The sequence below is a fragment of the Dyella nitratireducens genome (assembly GCF_014642835.1).
GTDB lineage: Bacteria > Pseudomonadota > Gammaproteobacteria > Xanthomonadales > Rhodanobacteraceae > Dyella_B > Dyella_B nitratireducens.
The window spans coordinates 1,481,044-1,501,224 of the sequence record NZ_BMJA01000001.1; the positions used below are offsets into that span (position 1 = coordinate 1,481,044).

The 20,181-nt window shown below is 60.6% G+C and carries 17 protein-coding genes and 1 pseudogene; 11 read left to right on the forward strand and 7 right to left on the reverse strand.

Annotated elements, in window-relative coordinates; genetic code table 11:
* The first annotated feature begins 60 nt into the window (after positions 1–60).
* The 4 genes from IEX75_RS06820 to IEX75_RS06835 all read left to right on the forward strand — a co-directional run bounded on the left by IEX75_RS06820 (position 61) and on the right by IEX75_RS06835 (position 6,157).
* Complete coding sequence (locus IEX75_RS06820; protein ID WP_188793475.1) at positions 61–1,716, forward strand: copper resistance D family protein; 1,656 nt, start codon at positions 61–63, stop codon at positions 1,714–1,716.
* Positions 1,717–1,800: 84 nt separating this feature from the next.
* Complete coding sequence (locus IEX75_RS06825) at positions 1,801–2,703, forward strand: polyprenyl synthetase family protein (protein WP_188793476.1); 903 nt, start codon at positions 1,801–1,803, stop codon at positions 2,701–2,703.
* 139 nt (positions 2,704–2,842) lie between these two features.
* Positions 2,843–5,005 (forward strand): site-specific recombinase, encoded by a 2,163-nt coding sequence (locus IEX75_RS06830; RefSeq protein ID WP_188793477.1) that lies wholly within the window; start codon positions 2,843–2,845, stop codon positions 5,003–5,005.
* A gap of 195 nt (positions 5,006–5,200) precedes the next feature.
* The gene (locus tag IEX75_RS06835) at positions 5,201–6,157 is read left to right on the forward strand and encodes a DUF3574 domain-containing protein (RefSeq protein WP_188793478.1); all 957 of its coding nucleotides are present in this window, start codon (positions 5,201–5,203) and stop codon (positions 6,155–6,157) included.
* Positions 6,158–6,216: 59 nt separating this feature from the next.
* On the opposite strand, the pseudogene IEX75_RS24095 reads toward IEX75_RS06835, so the two are convergent.
* The 5 genes and pseudogenes from IEX75_RS24095 to IEX75_RS06855 all read right to left on the reverse strand — a co-directional run.
* A pseudogene (locus IEX75_RS24095) lies at positions 6,217–6,429 on the reverse strand (IS3 family transposase); the annotation flags it as partial.
* Positions 6,430–6,538: 109 nt separating this feature from the next.
* Positions 6,539–9,127, reverse strand: a complete 2,589-nt coding sequence (locus IEX75_RS06840) for a dermonecrotic toxin domain-containing protein (RefSeq protein WP_188793479.1) — start codon at positions 9,125–9,127, stop codon at positions 6,539–6,541.
* A 100-nt stretch (positions 9,128–9,227) separates the two neighbouring features.
* Positions 9,228–9,578, reverse strand: coding sequence for a hypothetical protein (locus IEX75_RS06845; protein ID WP_188793480.1), 351 nt, complete (start codon positions 9,576–9,578; stop codon positions 9,228–9,230).
* A 59-nt stretch (positions 9,579–9,637) separates the two neighbouring features.
* Positions 9,638–10,312 (reverse strand): dethiobiotin synthase, encoded by a 675-nt coding sequence (gene bioD / locus IEX75_RS06850; protein WP_188793481.1) that lies wholly within the window; start codon positions 10,310–10,312, stop codon positions 9,638–9,640.
* Positions 10,309–11,013, reverse strand: coding sequence for a TMEM175 family protein (locus IEX75_RS06855; RefSeq protein ID WP_188793482.1), 705 nt, complete (start codon positions 11,011–11,013; stop codon positions 10,309–10,311). The genes bioD and IEX75_RS06855 overlap by 4 nt, the downstream gene beginning before the upstream one ends.
* Before the next feature lie 77 nt (positions 11,014–11,090).
* On the opposite strand from IEX75_RS06855, the gene IEX75_RS06860 reads away from it, so the two are divergent.
* Positions 11,091–11,582, forward strand: a complete 492-nt coding sequence (locus tag IEX75_RS06860; protein WP_188793483.1) for a GAF domain-containing protein — start codon at positions 11,091–11,093, stop codon at positions 11,580–11,582.
* An 82-nt stretch (positions 11,583–11,664) separates the two neighbouring features.
* Here the strand turns inward: IEX75_RS06860 and yihA are convergent, their stop codons facing one another.
* On the reverse strand, positions 11,665–12,312 hold the full coding sequence (yihA, locus tag IEX75_RS06865) for a ribosome biogenesis GTP-binding protein YihA/YsxC (protein ID WP_188793484.1): 648 nt from the start codon (positions 12,310–12,312) through the stop codon (positions 11,665–11,667).
* Positions 12,313–12,433: 121 nt separating this feature from the next.
* On the opposite strand from yihA, the gene IEX75_RS06870 reads away from it, so the two are divergent.
* The 5 genes from IEX75_RS06870 (at position 12,434) to IEX75_RS06890 (ending at position 16,282) form a co-directional block, all read left to right on the forward strand.
* Entirely contained in the window at positions 12,434–13,228 is a 795-nt protein-coding gene (locus tag IEX75_RS06870) for a c-type cytochrome (RefSeq protein WP_188793485.1), read from the forward strand.
* Between the two features lie 94 nt (positions 13,229–13,322).
* Positions 13,323–14,216, forward strand: a complete 894-nt coding sequence (locus IEX75_RS06875) for a thiol:disulfide interchange protein DsbA/DsbL (RefSeq protein ID WP_188793486.1) — start codon at positions 13,323–13,325, stop codon at positions 14,214–14,216.
* An 83-nt stretch (positions 14,217–14,299) separates the two neighbouring features.
* Complete coding sequence (locus IEX75_RS06880; protein ID WP_188793487.1) at positions 14,300–14,956, forward strand: thiol:disulfide interchange protein DsbA/DsbL; 657 nt, start codon at positions 14,300–14,302, stop codon at positions 14,954–14,956.
* A 121-nt stretch (positions 14,957–15,077) separates the two neighbouring features.
* The gene (locus IEX75_RS06885; RefSeq protein WP_188793488.1) at positions 15,078–15,860 is read left to right on the forward strand and encodes an endonuclease/exonuclease/phosphatase family protein; all 783 of its coding nucleotides are present in this window, start codon (positions 15,078–15,080) and stop codon (positions 15,858–15,860) included.
* Complete coding sequence (locus IEX75_RS06890; RefSeq protein ID WP_188793489.1) at positions 15,857–16,282, forward strand: hypothetical protein; 426 nt, start codon at positions 15,857–15,859, stop codon at positions 16,280–16,282. The genes IEX75_RS06885 and IEX75_RS06890 overlap by 4 nt, the downstream gene beginning before the upstream one ends.
* On the opposite strand, the gene IEX75_RS06895 is transcribed toward IEX75_RS06890, so the two are convergent.
* Entirely contained in the window at positions 16,178–17,791 is a 1,614-nt protein-coding gene (locus IEX75_RS06895) for a glycoside hydrolase family 17 protein (RefSeq protein WP_188793490.1), read from the reverse strand. The two genes, IEX75_RS06890 and IEX75_RS06895, sit on opposite strands and share 105 nt — an antisense overlap.
* Before the next feature lie 227 nt (positions 17,792–18,018).
* Between IEX75_RS06895 and IEX75_RS06900 the strand changes: the two genes are divergently transcribed.
* A complete protein-coding gene (locus IEX75_RS06900) occupies positions 18,019–20,094 on the forward strand; it encodes a transglycosylase SLT domain-containing protein (protein ID WP_188793491.1) in 2,076 nt (691 codons plus the stop codon).
* Positions 20,095–20,181 lie beyond the last annotated feature (87 nt).

A 20,181-nucleotide genomic window follows, 5' to 3' on the forward strand; every position in this document is an offset into this window, starting at 1 on the left:
TGGGGTTCGCACCCCAACCTACGCGACTGCAACTCAAAATTTTCAGACTGAGCCATTACCGTGGAACTTCTCGTCGATATCTTCGGCTACCTCAGCATCATCCTGCACGGCATCACCATCGTCGCGCAGTCGATGACCCTGGGTGGCATTCTGTTCCTGGTTTTCCTGGTTCGCCCTTTCATGCATCTGCTACCGCAGGGTGCAGAGCTGGAACGGCGCATCGCGAAGCTGACCATCTGGAGCGCTATCGGCTTGATCCTCGCCGAAGTGGCTGGTGTCGGCTTGCAGGTGGCCGTGGTGAAGTCCACGGTGGATTTGAGCTTTCTCGACGTCATGCAAGCGCCCTTCGCGATTGCGGGCACGATCAAGATTCTCTGCGCGCTGCTGCTGATTCCATGCCTGAGCCAGCGCATGTCCACGGGGCTGGTCGGCGCCGTGCTGCCGCTGCTGATCGGCGCGGCGGAATTGACGGCAGCAACGTTCACCACGCACGCCTTCGCCCGCCTCGACAACAATGTGCTGTTGTTGTTCGTCGAAGGCTTGCATCAATTCGGCGCGGCCATCTGGATCGGCGCGATTCCCTGCTTCGTGCTGGCGCTGAGCAAGCTGCATGACGCGAACGCCTGGCGCATCGTCGGTGCACGTTTCTCGCGCATGTCGATGATCGGCGTGGCCAGCATCATCATTTCCGGCTCGGTGATGTGCGTGTACTACATCGGCGACATACCGGGCTTTTATGGCACGGCGTATGGCGTGATGGTCGGCGCGAAAATCGCGATGTTCCTGGCCTTGCTGCTGCTTGGCCTCGGCAATCTGATGGTGACCGAGCGGCTGCGCAAGAACCAGGATACCTCGGTGATTCGCCTGCGCCGTTTTGCCGAAGTGGAAATCGGCATCGGCTTCACCATCTTCTTTGCGGCAGCATCACTGACCTCGGTACCGCCCGCGGTGGACCTCACCGCCGATCGCGTCACCTTGCATGAAATTGCCGTGCGCAATGCGCCGGCATGGCCGCGCCTCACTTCGCCCGACCACGATCAGCTCGCCATCTCGGAAATGCAGGCGCAACTGGACAAGGACGCCGGACTGCGCCATCAGGCCGCCGGGCAAGCCATTGTTCCTGGTTCGGGTGTGTTGCCGCCGCGCAATGCCGATGACATCGCTTGGTCCGAGTACAACCACCATTGGGCCGGCATCTTCGTCCTGGTGATCGGCCTGCTTGCGCTGCTCAATCGCGCCGGCGTGGGGTGGCTCAAGCACTGGCCGCTGCTATTCCTGTTGATGGCCGGGTTTCTCCTGGTCCGCTCCGACCCGGAAGTGTGGCCGATGGGCCAGGAGGGTTTCTGGGTGGCATGGCGCGACGTGGAGGTCGCGCAGCATCGCTTCTTTGTGGCGCTGATCATCCTGTTCGGCGTATTCGAATGGGCCGTGCGTACGGGGCGTTTGCACAGCCCGAAGGCGGCGCTGGTCTTTCCGCTGTTGGTGTCGGTAGGTGGCGCGATGCTGCTTACCCATAGCCATCAGATCTCGAATGTGAAGGACCAGTTGCTGATCGAGCTGACCCACACGCCGCTCGCCTTGGCCGGCGTGGCATCGGGCTGGGCCCGTTGGCTGGAACTGCGCCTGCCTGGGCGTGGCGGACGCATCGCGGGCTGGGTATGGCCGTGCTGCTTCATGCTGGTGGGCGTGATCCTGCTCTGGTACCGAGAGGCCTGAGAGCCCGTCTGATAAAATTGCGGCCTGCCTGTCATTGACCCAACAGGCCGCCTCCCTCTCCTGCCCGCTTTGCCCGGATTTCGAATGAGCCTGACTTCCCCTGAGGTTTCCGCCTTTGCCGACCGCGTACCGGCCTATCTCAAGCGGCTGGAACGCAGCACGGACGCCTTGCTTCCCGCCGCTTCCACCGATCCGGAGCGACTGCATGAAGCCATGCGCTATGCCTGCGACGGTGGCAAGCATCTGCGCGCCCTGATGGTTTACGCGGCCGGCGAAGCGCTGGGTGTGCCTGCCGAAAAGCTCGATGCAAGCGCCTGTGCGGTGGAGCTGATCCACGCTTATTCGCTGGTGCACGACGATCTGCCGGCAATGGACAACGACGATCTCCGCCGCGGCCGTCCCACCGTGCACAAAGCCTATGACGAAGCCATCGGCATCCTCGTGGGTGATGCATTGCAGACCTCCGCCTTCGAGGTACTGGCGATCACCGAAGCGCTCGATGCCGATCAGAAAGTGCGCATGATCCGTGCACTCGCCCATGCCTCCGGTTCGCTGGGTATGGTGGGTGGTCAAGCGGTCGACATGGCATCGGAAAACAAGACCCTGACGCTCGCACAGCTGGAGTCGCTGCATGCCCGCAAGACCGGCGCACTGATCCTGGTCACCTGCCAGCTCGCCGGCATCGCGGCGAATGCCTCCCAGGCCGCGGCACATGCGCTGGAGCGCTACGGCAAGTGCATCGGCCTGGCCTTCCAGATTCAGGACGATGTGCTCGACCAGATCGCCGACACCGCCACGCTGGGCAAGACCGCCGGCAAAGACCTCGCGCAGCACAAGTCCACGTTCCCGTCCCTGCTCGGCCTGGAACAGGCCAAACAGCGCGCCGACGCCTTGTTCGAGGAGGCGCGCGACGCGGCCCGCAACATTTCCCATCACGCCGAACCTCTGCTGTGGCTGGCAGACTTCATTCAGCAGCGCGATCATTGAACGCACGTTCCGTAACGCAATAAACATGTCGCACAGGAACGTGCAGCTTTAAGCCAAGTGATCCAGACTTGGCTCCATCGGCAAATCCGAAGGGTGGCGGATTTGCCGAGCCGACAACGACAGCAAGGACGTTATAGGCATGGCGGTATTCACATCCATCATCCACTTCTGGCGCAAATGGCGCGATGCCTTGCGCACCGGTGGCCAGATCGACGCCTTGCTGGCGCATGCCGATCCGCGCGCGGAGCTGGCGGTGCGCAACGAGTGGCTGGTTGAGGTTTCGCACTGGCTGCATCGCGAAGGCACCATCGCCCGCGATGCGGAGCAGCCGGACCAGGCGCCCAAATACCCGCCCCATGTGCGATTGCGCTATTTGCTGCAATTGCTCGACCGTAATCCCGAATGGAAGACGCGCGTCGCCTTGACCGTGCAAGGCATCGTGCATGACATGGATGCGATGGCGCTCCTGTGCGATTCCGGTATGCCGGCCCATTCGGGTTTTACCGGTGCATTGATCGAACGCCTGCAGGATTCGCTGATTCCGATCGCTCCCAACAGTCGCGATCTGTCGAACTTGTTCACACTGATGTTTCCGTCCGCCGACGATGCGCGGTGGGTGGCTGAACTGCCACGCGAACTGCTTGATAAGTTGAGCGAGCTGTTCGTTTATCGGCAGGCCGCACAAGATGCGTCTACCCGCGCAGAGAGTGGCGAGGAGCGCCGCGCTTCCCGATCCTACGATCAGCTGTCTGTCGAACTGCTGGCCGCGATGCACAATCTGGTCGGACAGATCGGCTCCACTGGCTTGTCCAAGGCCATCCGCACTCGACTCAGCGAAAAAAGGCTCGACGCGTTGCCGTTCTACAAACTTCCGCGCGCCATGCTCGCCATTGAAACCGCGGCCGACGACGACGCCTCGAACGAACCGGAAAGCCATGCACGCGTCAGCCGGACATTGCTGCAGGAAGTAAATTACCTACGCGCCTTGCTGGACGAATGCCACCGCGCCTTGCGCGACGTACACGCGCATCTTGACGAAAACGGCGTCAACGTCGACATCGTGTTCCAACTCGAACGGATGCGCGCGCGCATCACGCGCGCCGAGCGCTTGCTCGAAGCATGGCTGGCCATCCGACAGCACGGCGGCTCAGCCCAGCCCATCGCGAGCCTGTTTGCCGATCTCATCGAAGCCAACCATGCCAGCCACAGCGTCGGCAGCCTGATGCGCAGCAATTTCTCGCTGCTGGCACGCAAGGTGGTCGACCGCAGTGCGGAGGACGGCCAGCATTACGTCGCTTACGACCGCAAGAATTACTTGCACATGTTGTGGGCGGCTTTCGGCGGCGGCTTGGTGATGGTCGCAGCGGTCTATATCAAGTTCTTTATCTTCAGCCTGCACATGCATCCGATGGTTGAAGGTTTCTTTGCCGGCATCAACTACGCGATGGCGTTTCTGTTGATGCATTTCATGCACTTCACGCTGGCCACCAAGCAGCCGGCGATGACCGCACCGATGTTGGCGCAGAAACTGGACGGCATCGGCACGCCGCATGGCATGAATGATTTCGTGCAGGCGGTGGTAGCGCTTATTCGCACCCAGGCGGCAGCAATTTTCGGCAACCTGGTGGCGGTGCTGCCTGGGTGTCTGGTCATCCAGCTAGTGGTCCACTATCTGTTCGGTGCCAATCTACTCAACCCGGCCAAGGCCCATACCACCATCCATTCGTTTTCGCTGCTTGGCGCCACGCCGTTGTGGGCTGCGATGACGGGCGTGTTGCTATGGGTGTCAAGCCTGTTGTCCGGATGGGCTGACAACTGGTTCGTGCTGCATCGCCTATACGATGTGCTCTCCTACAACCGTCGCCTGCGTTTTGTGCTGGGCGAACGCGGCGCGGCACGTTTCGCGAACTTCGCGCGGCACAACGTTGCAGGCGTTGTTGGCAATTTCACGCTAGGCATGATGCTTGGTTTGGTGCCGGTGATTCTCACCGCGTTTGCGCTGCCGTACGAGGTGCGCCACGTCACGGTGGCGGCTGGTTCGATCGGTACGTCGATCGGCGTACTGGGTCGCGAAGCATTCGCCACATCCGACATCTGGTGGTCGCTGGCAGGCACAACGGTGATGGCCATGCTCAACGTGGCCGTGAGTTTCACGCTGGCGTTCCAGATGGCGTTGCGTGCCAGACCCATGCAGCGCCGCGCACGGCGGGAAATCAATCGCGCATTGTGGCGCTACGTTCTATCCAACCCGCTGCAACTGGTATTTCCGGTACGCCACAAAGCGGCCCCCGATGTCGCCTGATCTCATAGGCTGACGGTAGATCATGGATCAGGCGAGGCCTGCATCGTAGCTTGAACACGCTTTAGGTACGGCACCGTCTCCATGCCATCGAATCAAAAATTCTGCGGAACAGTGGCAACATGATGTTCTTTGGACAGGATCGGATTTTGGTAAAACTGGCTTTGCGCATCTCATGCGAAGACAGGAGCCTCAACGATGGCTATCAGCGGCATGCAAGCTCACGGCACTAACACGTCATCTCTGAACACGAACAACAGCAAACCATCTTCTCCGGTACATACTCCAGATGTTCCGAGTCGATTCGTTTCGATCGATCAGGATGGCTTTCCAGCTACCACCCTTCCCTCTTATGCAGCAGCCCGCACTCATTCTCGAGGCGCCAGAAGCACCGAAGAAACCGGTCGACCTGCTCCCATCCAACCCCGCGGCAGCGCGACAGAACCCAGACCCGGTACACCTGCGTCAAATGTTCAGCAAGCGGGTGAACACGCACCTCCTCAACAACTGGAAACCCGACTTATCTTCGGCCTCGGACCATCGGAAACACCCGAGTTGGGTGTCTCCGAAGAAACATGGAACAACTTTCTCGAACACGAAGTCTTGCCGCGTTTCCCCGATGCAAAGTCAATCGACGCCTACGGGCAATACCAATGGCAAGACGGACGCGGAATCGCCCGCCAATATTCAAAAATATTGATCATTGACCATTCGGACACAGCGGAAAATCGCTCTAAAATTGAAGAAATTCGCAACAGTTGGAAGGAATACTCTGCGCAGGAATCCGTCATGAAAGTGACGTTTGGTGACAAAACGCTTCAAGAAAACGAAGGAGAAAGTGCTTCAAAGTGGGTAGAGACACGACTTACCGTCGACCTCAATTTACCGGAAGAAAGTCTCTCGGAAGAAAAATGGCGCGGCTTTGTCGACACCATCATCACCCCACGTTTCCCAGATGGCCTCAGTGCAATAGTCCCTGATGGGAACGAAGCCAGTCGCCGCGGGATGACTGCCCAGCGTTCCATCCAAGTGATTATTGACCATACGGATACGCCGGAAAACCGCGCCAAGATCGAAGAAATACGCAGCTACTGGAAAGCTTACTCTGGAAAGGAAATGCGCAAAGATATATATAAAGTCAAAGTATCATTTTGATAATTTGTCATTTTTGATCTCGTTGCGTAGCGTTTCTCGACGGGTACGCCCCACACCGCTTTCATCGACCAGCCAACGACTTGGCGCGAATGTAAATCGATGACGACCGCCAGATAGAGCCAACGCTGCCACGCGCGTAGGTCTGTGATACCGGTGACTCACGCCAGGTCGGGCTGATCGACGGTGAACTGCCGTTACAGTCGATTGAAGGCAATGCTGGACACCCGCCCAACGATACGACGAGGCGTCTTGTAGCCACGAATTGCCTTGATAACGCCACGCGCCCAAAAGGCCGCTGTGCATGCACAGCGGCCTTTACTGTTTGCGCGTAGACATCATGCCTCCCCCCTTGGGTCAACGCTGACGTTTCACGCCCCCGAATCAACGAGGAAGCAAAGGCCTGAGAAAGATCTCTGTCGCCTCGCCATCGCGATTTCGGGCCACAACGGCAAGTACGTGCACGGTCCCCGGTTCATTGGGGATGCGGGGAGGAATTTGAATTTGGAGACCATCATAACCCCTATTGGTACCAACTCTGGCATGAAGTACAAAAACATTACCTGTTGTTGGGTCGGTAATTCGGAGTCCCGGAGTGATTCCGTGTCTGCTCGGAAATTCCATCTTTACCTGATACCCATGTTTAATGAAATAGGCTTGCACAATGCGCATTGCATCGGTTGAGGTCATATTGGACATGGGTGACAACGCCTTGACCTCTGGAGGTAATCTCGCGCGTGCCCACAACGAGGCAGTGGCAGGGCTGACAGACACATAGTTCTTGTCCGGACGAATTGGATCGAGGCGCCCAACATCTTGAAGATCAGGCGGCGGCTGAGAGCCATGAGGCCCGCTGATTGCCGTACTTGGACCCGGCTGAGGTTGATCGCTTGGACCTAGATAACCGTCAAGCGCATTCGGCGGTGTAGGCTCGTCACGCTCCTCCTGAATAAGCCTCTGGCGGCTCTCCTCATCGAGGTCGAGTTCTTTCATCGCATTGAAGTCCATGTCATCGGAGCCGCCGCGCAAACCCAGCTTCTCGGGAACCCATCCCCCCTTGCCGTCCGAGCGCAAAAAAATCGGGTTGCGGTATCCAAAGCCATAGGGATCCTGGGGATCGACCACCCGATACACTGGCTTTCCAGATTGACTCCGGAGATCCCTGACGACCTGGTAGTACTTATCGCCCACCCGCGCATATGAATAGCCATCCTTGCCTACCCGGATCCCGCTGCCACCGCCAGGTTGAAGCTGTTCCTCCGTCACGTTGGCCGCGTACGGCTCAAGATCCGTGTTGGTCGGGCTTGGCGGCGGTGCGGGTTTGTCGGGCGGCGACGGCGACTGGGGCTTTCCGCCTTCCAAGGGCGGCTCTTCCGGTTTAGGCGACGCTGCCTCTGGTTTGGGTGATACGGGCTCGGATAGCTCCGGCTTGGGCATCTCCGCTTCCGCCTTCGCGAAGGCCCCAGCCTCCTTCAGCAACCCACCAAACACTCGACCCAGTCCATCCAGGAGCACCTGCCCAAGGATATCTCCCGCCAGGCTGCCCGCGGCCTCCGCTTTCTGTGCACCGGTCTTGGCGTACGCCAGCTGCACCAATTGGTGGCCAGGCAGATACCAGTACCTGCCCCATTCGTCATACCGGCGCTTGTCGGCCTTGTCCGCGTCGGAGGTGATGTCGAAATTGGCTTGGTCAAGTGCTTTCTCTTTGGCGATGTCGACCTGTTGCCCGAACGGATCGGCACTGATGTCCCGCCGGTTCATCAAATATAGATCGCCTCCGCCCCCTGGATTGTCGCCGACGGTGGGATGCAGCTGGCTGCGGCGATAGTCGCTTTCATCGTTCAGATAGCGCTCGACGCCGTCATTGTCCCAGGTGCCGGCCGCGTCGTTGTATGAGAAATAGGTCGTCGCGAACCCATGCGCACCCGCCGGGTCGTCCGTGCGATGGTGGACATACTGCTTGGCCGCCTCCTTGTCCTTGAAGCGCAAACACGGCTGCGGCTCGTCCGGCAAATACAGGTAGGTGGGGCCGTTCGGCCGGGTATCCTCGATGACCAGGGCGGAAGGTGACTGGTAGCCGGCGATTTCCAACGGATAGATGCGAGACATCTCTTTCACCGCGGGATCCGAGTTCAAGGCTTGACGCAAGAACGTGTAGTCAGCCGGCCCCAGGTCTTTCACCTGGCCGTTGGCCTGCTGCTGGTCCAGCAGGAATTGCGCCTTGTCGTGCTGAAGTTGTTTGAGCGTGCCGTGCTGGCTGTCAAAAAACTGGTTGACCTGTTGCTGGTAGCTGGCCTTGAAGCCGCCCTCCTTGGTGTTCTCCTCGCCAAAGGCCTTGGCGAATGCTTCGGGTGAGATGTCCGCGCGTGGCGCAGTGTCGTAGGTTTGCTGGGGATCGTCGCTGGTGGTGATACGGAAGCGGCCATCCCCTATGGCATCGGGGATATTCGTCACCGGTATCTGGGACAGTGGAATGGAGCGGATGAACTGGCCGGCTTTGGGATTGGGCGGTGGTGGAAACCATGACGCCGACCGCTGGGGGGAATGGCTCGGCTCGTATTCGGTCCAGTAGGTGTTATCCAGATCCAGGTTCTCGATCTGCTCGGGCGTCAGGCCAAGCTCTGAAGCATGCTTGGTCAGCACCTGGCGGATATAACCATCCCCGGCATCGTGATACGACGGTGACTGCTCGAAAAGCAGCCCTATGCGCCGGTTCAGATCGGTGCGGCGTGTGGCCAGGGAGGTACTCGCGCTGGTCGATGCACTCGATGGCGATGGCGCACTCGCCGTAGCGCTCTTGGCCGTGGACGTGGAGCGATATGTCTTGGTCGCGGAATCGTCGAAGGAGTTCGCACGCGTGACAACAGACGCGACGGGCGGCGAGGAGGACGTGTTCGAAGGAGATGGTGTGGCGGTGTCCGTCGTCGGAACCGTTGAGGTTGATAAGGGCGAGGGGCCGGAAATCGTCGTCATACAGTACAGCTCTACCGATCGAAGGAAGCACAGGATCGATCCGTACGGCATGTCGCGGGTGACAGCATGCTATGCCTGCTCTTGTACCGGATGTGCCGTTTTACGCCGGGCGCACGTCGTGCAATTGCCAGTTCGTGCCGATGAGCCAGTTCAAACGCTGACGAATGATGCTCATCGGAAGACCGCTGATCACATCCACTTCGGTGTGCAAATCCACGGCCTTCGCACTTACTGTAGCGATCTGGTCGGTCACACCAAGATGCTCGTCCACGCTATCGGGATCTGGTTGCATGGCGCGCCAGCGCTGAAACAGCAGCGGACTGCGCAGCGCTTCCTGCAAGGCTGCAGCAAAATCGTTCGGGCCGGCGCCGTCGTAGCTCAGCGTCGATTCCGGGCCACGTGCATGTTTGAGATCCTTGATCTGCAGATAGTAGTGAGTGCGACTGGTCATGGTTTCTCCCTTTTTGGTGACCGTTCCTGACATAGAAGGCCTGGTGGCCTTTGCTTGCCTCAACAGCGCAGCGCTGCCTGGTCCAGCAGATGCGAGGCCCGTTCCGGTGGCAGGCCATGCGGCAGGATCCCCAGGCAGGGCACCGGCAGCAGCGTACGCAGCGTGTCGATATTCTCCTCGATCGCAGCCATCGCGGGGTCGATGCAGTTCCCAATCCAGCCAGCCAGACGGCAGCCATCCGCCTGGATGGCCTCGGCGCTGAGTAACGCATGATTGAGGCATCCAAGCCGCAACCCCACCACCAGCATCACCGGCAAATTCCACGCCTTGGGAAGATCCGAGGCGAGCAAACCCGGCGATAACGGTACCCGCCAGCCGCCCACACCTTCGACCACGACCACGTCGTAACGCGCGTATAGCTTCTGAAACGCCGTGTGTAGCGGCGGCAACGCAATCGTCACGCCTGCGTGAGCAGCGGCCAGATGTGGCGACAGCGGCTCACGCAAGGCAACAGGATTAATCTCTTCGTACGCGGGCGGTGGCGCGCTTGCGGCTTGCAACGCCAGCGCGTCCTCGTTACGCAAACCGTGCATCGTCTCAATGCATCCGCTGGCGACCGGCTTCATGCCGCAGACGCTGTGGCCCGCCGCGCGCAGGGCGTGAATCAATGTGCATGCCGCATGGGTTTTACCGATACCTGTGTCGGTACCGGCCACGAATAGCGCTGAACTCATGCTGCGCTCGCCTTGGCCCTTCTCGCCCAACGACCCGCTATCCAATAGACCGGCGACAGCAAGATGTAGAGGCAGCCGGGCAACGCTGTCCATGTCGGCGTCTCGGGAATAACGAGCGTCACGAGAAGCGAAAGCAAGGCCACGCAAATCGAGCCCGATTGGGTATAGAAGTTTTCCCGCGCATCGATCCGCTCTGCATGCGACATATGTGTCTTGCGCAGGCTATGCCGATAAAGACACGCAAGACACGCCGCCATGCATGCATAGGCCAAGGCGTAGCAAAGGTAGAGGGCTTTCACTTCGTGCACGCTGGTGATGGACGGGGCACCGGACAGTTCCTGATGGGCGAAGGCGCCATAAAGTGCACCGAACATGGCCTGGAACAACATGTTAAGGGGGTAGACAAAAATCAACGCGAAAAATACCAGCATCAAGCTCAGGATCATGCTGGTCGTGTCATGCAGCCGGAAACGGTCACGCCAGCGTACATGGCGGTGCCAGAAGATCATCAGGGTGGCGAAACTGCAGGCAAAAGCCGGAATCCGATCCAGCGCCAGCAACAGATCATGCATGCTGTGCGGCACCTCGGCCCCCGCAATGGCCAGCACGCTTACCGCAAACGCGAAAGCTGCGTCGATGAAACCATCCAGCCGGTGTGCCTCGACGCGCCCACTCTGCGCAGCATCATGCTGTTCGCTCATAGCCGATTCCCCTTGTGCCTGGACAATAGACGCCTCATCTTTGGCGGATCAGTCTGCAGCAATCGAGTCCACACGTCATGTTCGAGATCAAAAACGGCCTGGGAGCAAGCAAGTCCGAGCAATACGCCGACCTGGCGGACCAGGCTCGCGGCATGCTTGCCGGTGAGCCCAGCCTCATCGCCAACGCAGCCAACTTCGCGGCACTGGTGTTCCACAGCCTGCCCGACTTCAACTGGGCCGGGTTTTATCTCTATGACGGCAGGGAGCTGGTCGTTGGCCCCTTCCAGGGCAAGCCCGCCTGCATCCGCATTGCACTGGGCAAGGGCGTATGCGGCACCGCGGCGCAGACGCGCCAGACGCAGTTGGTGCGCGACGTGAACGATTTCGACGGCCACATTGCCTGCGATGCAGCGTCACAATCGGAAATTGTCGTGCCATTGGTGAAGGCCGATGGCACGCTGCTGGGCGTGTGGGATGTGGACAGTCCGTCCATCGGCCGCTTCGATGACGAAGACCGAGCGGGGATGGAAGCGTTGTGCGCGGTATTCATGGAAGCGGTCAACGCGTAGGTTGGGGTGCAAACCCCAACATCGTCATGTATGTAGACACCCGTGTTGGGGTTTGCACCCCAACCTACGCGGCTCGTGCGCGCTATTCGATCGTGGCGCGCTCATGGCCCGCCAGCAAAGTCATGACGGCAGCGCGTGCCTCCTCGACGCCCGTGCCATTCTGCGCGGAAAACACCTGCATCGTCACCGGCGTGTTCGCGCCCATGTCTTTGCGCAACACGGCCAACGCCTGGCTCGCCTGATTGCGCGACAGCTTGTCGGCCTTGGTCAGCAGCACATGGCACGGCAGCACCGTGGCGAGGCAGAAGTCCAGCATCATCCGGTCGAATTCCTTCATGGGATGGCGGATGTCCACGATCAGCACGACACCGCGCAAACTACGACGGACGTGCAGATAGCGGTCGATCTCGTGACGCCAGTGATCGCGCAGCGCGTCAGGCACCTTGGCGTAACCATAGCCAGGCAGATCGATCAGGCGGGTGTCTACCGGCTGCGACGTTTCACCGCGCAGCACTGGGGGTAGTGAAAAGGCGACCATCTGCTGTGTGCGCCCCGGTGTTTTCGAGGTGCGCGCCAGGCCCTTCTGGCCGGTCAATGCGTTCAATGCACTGGATTTGCCTGCGTTGGAGCGTCCGGCAAATGCCACCTCGGCACCTTCGTCGGTGGGCAGTTGCTGGATACGATGGGCGGCAAGCACGAACTGTGCGCCCTGCAAGGGATTGGTAGGCATAGTCCTTGGTTTGACCGGCTGGTATGGGGTAGCGATAATTTTGAAGTTCTGCCAGTCACGGTGCGCTGAGGGCTTGAGGGTGCGCACCGTACATCCAACAGTGTTTCCTGGAGGCAAGTGTATGAGTTTTCGGCTCGCCGGTTGCCGGCCCGCTGTCGTGAATGCAGTAGCCCTGGTTCTTGCTCTCTCCACCAGCGCCGTTCTTGCGCAGAACACCAAAGCTCCCGCGCCGGCCCAAGCTGCCTCCGCCAAACCCGCTCCCGCCACGAGCGCGCCGGCTGCCGCCGTACCCGCCGCTGCGCCGCACGATGACAATTGGATGATGTCCACCAAGCCAGGCGATGCCACGGCCGGCCAGGCCAAGGCCGCCGCCTGCGGCGCCTGCCACGGCATGGACGGCAATTCTTCCGACGCGCAGTATCCGAAGCTCGCCGGGCAGCACGAGATGTACATCGCGCACCAGTTGCACAACTTCAAAGATGGCGAGCGCCAGAACGCCATCATGCTCGGCATGGCCACGCCGCTGTCCGACCAGGACACGCGCGATATCGGCGCCTACTTCGCCAGCAAACAGCCACTGCCAGGTGTCGCCGACCAGGCACTGGTCGAGCACGGACAGCAGCTTTATCGCGAAGGTGATCCGCAACGCGGCATTCCGGCCTGCATGGCATGCCACGGCATGGACGGCCGCGGCAATCCGGGCGCGATGTATCCACAGCTCACCAGTCAGCATGCGCAGTACATCGAAGCCAAGTTGAAGGATTTCCACGATGGCGCCGTCTGGGGCCACGAGGCGCATGCGCAGATCATGCCGACCGTCGCCAAGAACCTCGACCCGCAGGATATCGCGGCCTTGGCCAGCTATATCGAGGGTCTGCACGTGACCGACCGTAGTGCGACCGCCAAATCGCCGTAACTTAGCGCCGGCCATGTTGTCCTAGGGATGCCCTGATCCATTTTTCGTAAAATGCATCGGAGCATCCCCCGTTTTCCATCCCCCGAGGCCAGCCATGCTGAAGCGTTTGTCTTTCCTTTGCGCGGCGTTGATCGCGCTTGCCGCCTGCAGTCACAACGGCTCCGATACCACGGCGCCGCAACCCGCGCCGGCCCAGACATCCGCCCCGGCCACCTCGGCCTCGGCCGCGAAGCCGGCTCCCGCCAGCACGGCTCAGGCCCCGGCAACCACGTCCACTGCCGCATCCGCCAGCACCGCCGCCGTGCCTACATCGGCGTCGACGGCCACTGCAACCAAGCAGCCTTCCGCACCCGCCGAACCCTTCGTCGACAACGGCAAGTGGGTGGAAGGCAAGAACTACTTCACGATCGAGCCGCAACAGCCGACCGGCAATCCCGACAAGATCGTGGTGACGGAAGTGTTCTCCTACGCCTGCCCGGCCTGCAATGCGTTTCACACCACCGTCGATCAGCTGGAAATGAGCCTGCCGTCGAATGCGGTGATGACTTATCTGCCGGCCTCGTTCCGCCCGGATGAAAACTGGCCGCTGTTCCAACGCGCCTACTATGCCGCCAAGGCGCTGGGCGTGGTCGGGAAAACCCACGACGCGATGTTCGACGCAATATGGAAGACCGGCGAACTGGCGACCTACGATCTCACCACCAATCGCCCGAAGCCGCAATCGGCATGGCCGAAGATCGATGATGTAGCGAAGTTCTACGCCAAGTACGGCGTCGATCCCAAGCAGTTTGTGGCCGTAGCCAATTCCTTCAGCATCAACACGCAGATGAAGCGCGCCGACGACATGATGAAAGCGTATGGCGTGGATGCCACGCCCACCATCGTCGTCAACGGCAAATACCGTTTCACGGTAGGCGATGCGGGCGGCTACCCGCAGTCGATCGAGCTGACCAAATGGCTCGTCGCCAAGGAAGCCGCGGGCAAGTAAGCCAAGCACGCACAGCGCCCGGTCCGCCGGGCGCTTTTGTTTTGACTCAGAAAATTTGACGAGCTTCGTCATCAGGAAGACCCATGTTCAAGACCGCCCGATTCCGTCTCGCCACTATGCTCTGCGGCTTGCTGCTGACCACTGCTTGCAGTGCGGCCGCTCCCGGTGACACCGCAGCCCCGTTTACCGACGGCAACCAGTACGTCACGCTGTCTGCGCCTTATCAGCGCGCCAGCAGCAGCGGCAAGGTCGAAGTGGTGGAAGTGTTCTCCTACGCTTGCATCCACTGCGCCGAGTTCTCCACCTATGCCGATGAGCTGCGCAAGTCGCTGCCCAAGGACGTGGAGTTCAAACTGGTGCCGGCACCGTTCAACGACAGCTGGGTGCCGTTCGCACGCGCCTACTACGCCGCCAAGAAGCTGGGCGTGCTCGACCGCACACACGATCTATTGTTCGACAAGAAATTCAAAGAGCAGTACCCGATCAACTCGATGGATGAAATCGCGGACTTCTATGCAAGCCAAGGTGTCAATCGCGGCCAGTTCATGGTGATCGCCAACTCGCCGGAAGTGGATGCGCAGATCAAGAAAGATCTCGCACTGATCCAGGCCTGGGGTGTGGATGGCACACCCACCATCGTGGTCGATGGCAAGTATCGCAGCGCCAACATCAAGAGCTTCGGTGAATTGGTGGATCTCACCAAGTGGCTAGTGCAGAAAGAATTGAACACCAAGCAGTAAACCGACGGGCTGCTTCGACGCCACGCCGAAGCAGCCTTGCCGATGCGGTTTTCACAATAACCGCATCGAGACCCTTTAGGATGCCCCGATCCGCTCCCCGAGCATCCCCGATGTCGTTTCCATGACACGCGCCCCTGCCAAGCATCAACGGCTGCGCCTCCTGAGCTGCAATATTCTGGCGGGGGCCAGCGTGCAGCGTTATCACCAGTACGTGACGCGTGGCATCAACGCGGTATTGCCTGCGCGCAGCAAGCTAGACAACCTTGATCGCCTCGCCGAACTGCTGCCGCAATTCGACGTCGTTGGCCTGCAGGAAGCCGATGCCGGCAGCTTGCGTTCCGGCTTCCTCAACCAGACGCGCTACCTTGCGGAAACCTCCGGCATGCCGTTCTGGAGTCATCAGCCGAACCGACCGGTCGCCCAGCTTTCGCATACCGCCAACGGGCTGATCTGCCGGCTGGAACCGGAGGTGGTGGTCGACTATCCCCTGCCCAGCCGCATTCCCGGTCGCGGCGCCTTGCTGGCACGCTTCGGCGACGAAGCCGGCGGATTGGCGGTGGTAATTGCGCATCTTTCACTGAGTGCGCAGGCGCGTGCGAAGCAACTCGCCTTCATCGCTGAGGTACTGCAGGATCATCCGCATGCCGTATTGATGGGCGATCTCAACACCGATACGCGCAGCGCGGAAATGCGTCATCTGTTTGCCCATTCGAGCCTGCAGCCGCCGGAACAAGCGGTACCGACGTTTCCAAGCTGGAAGCCGCGGCGCGCGCTCGATCACATTCTGGTGTCGTCCGGTATTCGCATCGACAAGATGTGGACGCTGCCGCAGGCGTTTTCCGATCATCTGGCGCTGGCTGCTGACATCCAGCTTCCCTTGGCCTCAACTAAAACACACAAATGAGCGCACGACGTTTCTTTCCGATCGCCCTTCCCTGGTTTCTATTGTTGATATTTGGCCTGTTTACGGCCTGGCTGCGTTACGGCTTCATCGAGCCGCCCGAGCTCGCGCATCTTTGTGACGACGGGAATGGTCCGGCGTGGTGCGGTGCGCGCGCTGCGATCGTGCTCGGTTTCAATTCCTACGGCTTTGGCATCGCTGCCATCGTCGTGACTGCACTGTCGCTGATCTGGAAAAAGCCATGGCTGGCATGGCTGGCGGCTGCGCTTGGTGTGCTTGCCGTGATCCTGTATTGCTACTACCCCGGTGCGGTCGCACTGCTAATCGGCAGTCTGCGCCTGGTACGACTGCAGACGAACAGCATGATGATGACGCCAGGCCACCCAGACCGGCACGGCAATCGCCAGATTCAAACCCAGCCATAACCACGTCACTTTGTTCATGCCCACTTCTTGCACGACGGGTGCGATCGCCAGCAAGGGGCCGACACATGCCATGAAGCGCTGCTCCGTCGACGGCATGATGAACTCACGCGTCAACAGGCCAAACACACCGTAGGCGACGCACGGCAGGCAGAACAAACCCATTGGAAAATCCATGTAGCGTCCGTTGAACGCCAGCAGGATGTCGTAGAGCACCAGCGCGAACATGGCACAGTAACGCCACCATTGCGAAGGCTCGGTGTGATCGTGATGATCAGCCAGATGCGCCGCAATACGCCGTGCCAACGCTGCAGCAATCGCCAATGCCCCAGCCAGGCACACCGCTGAAATCAGCCATTCCCACCACCACTGGCAAGCAAACATCATTTGCCGCAGCTGCCATGCGGCAGAGGTACCTGCGGCGAAACCTGCCAGCAGCAAAGCCAGCCAACCCCGGATGCCATGCCAGCTGCGGCGCCGGCCGCCCGCGACAGCAAAAGCTGCTGCGCCCATGACACCTGCCAACCATCCCAGCCACCACTGCGGATCTTCCGTCACCGGCCCGAGCATGGGGAATTTCGGCTTGGCATCCGAATCGAAAATGCCCCAGTAGCCGCCCACGGTACCTTCCAGTTGGCGCTTCCATGGTTGATCAAACGTCTCGATCACGTTGTAAGGCATATGCACCTGGACGGCATAGCGCAGGAAGCTGCGCAGATACAGCGCTTCATCCACCAGGCTAGGCTCGGCGGAGCGACGCAGGCGTCCCTCACTGGGCCAGCCGGTTTCGCCGATCATCACCTGCTTGCCGGGAAACGTATGCTGTATGCGTGTGTACACATCCTCGACGTGTTGCACGGCATCGATGGCCGCGACCGGATTGTTTTCCCAATACGGCAGGATATGGATCGTGACGAAATCCACCGCACTCGCCATTTGGGGATAACGCAGCCAGTTTTCCCACACATCGGCATAGGTGACCGGAATCGAGGCTGGCACGGCCGCGCGTACCCGACGGATGTATTCGGCCAGCCGCTTGGGTGATAAATCACCGCGCAACAGCACTTCATTGCCGACGACGATTCCGCGGATCACCTTGGGATTGGCGTTGGCGGTAGCGACTCCCTGTTCAATCTCGACATCATTGATCTTCGGCACGTTTCCCAACCAGATGCCCATCAGCACCTGCATGTGATAACGCGCAGCAATCGCCGGCACCGCAGCCAGGCCATTGCTTTGCGAATAGGTGCGCACACAGTCAAAGCGTTGCGACAGCGCACGCAAGTCTTCATCAATGCGCTCAGGCGTTATCACGAAATGTCGATCGAACGGCGTTTCGCCCGGCTTGCGAAATGGCGCGTAAGACACACAGGCAATGCGTGCTGACGGCGCATCCGGCAAATCCACCGGCCTGCCGATCTGCCACCACCACGCCAACCCGGCTAACGTCGCCAGGATCAGCGCCAGCCAGGCAAGACTGTAATGGGCGACACTCTTGGGCTTGGATGACATGCGGGTCTTGGGCGCGTCTTGGGGCGGAACGTTGAAGGATAAGTGGGGAACGGGGATCAGGGAACGGGCAAGGCGACATTCAACGGAAGACAGAAGCCGGCGTGTCATGACGCAGTTCGAAACGCAAGCCATGACGTACCTGACACGCGCCTCGTGAAGCTCTGTTCATACCCGCAAAAACTCATCCATTACACTGCCCCTGATTGTCCGCAGGAACTGGAGTCCGCATGGCCTCGCTAGCCGTATCGCGTCTCGGCCGCTGTTTTTTGACCGTTATTGCCGGCGGGATGCTGGCTGGTGCGGTAGCCGCGCAAACGGATGATGCGTCGCTGGCATCGCAGCGTGCGGCGTTCAAGCAGGCTTATGCCGCCGCCAGCCAGGGCGGCGACAGCTGGCGCGCGCTGGCCGAGGGCCTCAAGGACTATCCGCTATATCCGTATCTGCAAGCAGCCTCGCTGGAACACGATCTGCAGCAGGTGGATCGTCCCACCGTGGAAGCCTATCTGCGGCAATATCCCGACCTGATTCCCAGCAGCGATTTGCGTCGCGATTTCCTGCAGGAGCTGGCGCGTCGCCAGGATTGGACCGACTTCGTCGCGATGTACCAACCGGGGCTTGGCAATGCACTGAGCTGCGATGCCCTGCAGGCGCAACTTGCCGGCAGCGCCAAGTTGGATTTCAACCGCGACCTGGCCTCGCTATGGGCCGAGCCCTCGCTGCCTTCCGCGTGCGATCCCGTATTGCAGGCCGCGTACGACCAGGGGCTGCTGACACCCGAACGCATCTGGTCGCGCATCGACGCGGCCGTGGAAGCGGGCAAGGCCAGCACGGTCTCCGGCATGGCCCAGTGGCTGTCGCCAGACGAAGCCAGGACAGCGCAGAACTTCGCCTTGGCGCTCAACGATCCTGCCGCTGCCGTGATGGCGGCCAAGCAATGGCCCGACAACCTGCGCTCACGCCAAGCCGCCGCGCTGGCGCTGGTGCGTTTGGCGCGGCGCCAGTCCGACATGGCTGACACGGCCTGGCAGCAGCTGCAACGCCGTTTCCACTTCACGACGGAACAGCGCAACCATGTACTCAATGCGCTGGCCGTCTTTCACGCCACCGACTTCGACGACAACGCGCTGGCGCGCCTGGTCAACCTGCCGCCTTCCGCACAAACGTCAGCCAGTCGCGAATGGCGCGTGCGTGTAGCACTAGCGGAAAAGAATTGGCAAGCCGTGTTGGATGGCATTGCCGCCATGCCGCCTGCGCAGCAGCAGGATGACGAGTGGCAGTACTTCCACGCGCGTGCTTTGAACGAACTGGGCCGCACCGAAGAAGCGCAACGCGTGTATGCCAGCGTGGCCGATCAATCCAGCTATTTCGGTTATCTGGCCGCCGATCACCAGCACGCCCCGTACGCACTATGCAGCACGCAACTGGCAGCCAATCCGCAGACGCAGCAAGCCGTGCTGGCTATCCCCGGCATCCGCCGCGCGTTCGAACTGTTCGCGGTGGGCATGCCCAAGCCGGCGCGCCGCGAATGGAGCCAGGCGTTGGCCAACGCCGATGCGCAGACGATCCAGCAAGCCGTGATCCTCGCCAACGAACGCGGCTGGTACGACCGCGCGGTATTCTCGTTCAACAAAGGCGACGCACTCAGCTACTACCCGTTGCGCTTTCCGCTGGCCAGCCAGGATGGCCTGGTACCGCAGGCCGAGCAGGCTGGCATCGATCCGTCCTGGGCCTATGGCATCCTGCGCGTGGAAAGCGCGTGGATGAGCGATGCGCAATCTGCTGCCGACGCGCGCGGGCTGATGCAACTGCTGCCTAGCGCCGGCGCCGAGGTGGCACGCCGCAACGGACTGCCCTGGAACGGTGGTGACAGCCTGTACGATCCGGCTGTGAACATCGAACTGGGCACGCGCTATCTGGCACAGATGGCTGGGCGCTTCAATGGTTCGCCGTGGCTGGCAAGCGCCGCGTATAACGCCGGTGCGGCGCGTGTGAACCAGTGGCTCACCACGCGCAGCCAACTGCCGCCCGACCTGTTCATCGCCACCATTCCCTTCAAGGAAACCCGCGAATACGTGGCGCGCGTGATGTATTACAGCGTGATCTACGACTGGCGCCTGCACGGCAATGCCGCACCGCTCTCCACCCGCATGGTGCCGATCGGGCAAGCGTATAGCCGCGTGGACCCACCGAACGATCGCCGGGACCTGACCTGCCCGGCGCCAGCCGTGGCCTCAGCGGCATCCGCACCCGCACCTGCGGCAACGTCGGCAACGAATAAGCCCACGACGGATGCGGTGCACTAAGTAGGTTGGGGTGCAAACCCCAACATCACCATCCCTGACATGACGCGATGTTGGGGTTTGCACCCCAACTTACGTAAAATTGCGGCG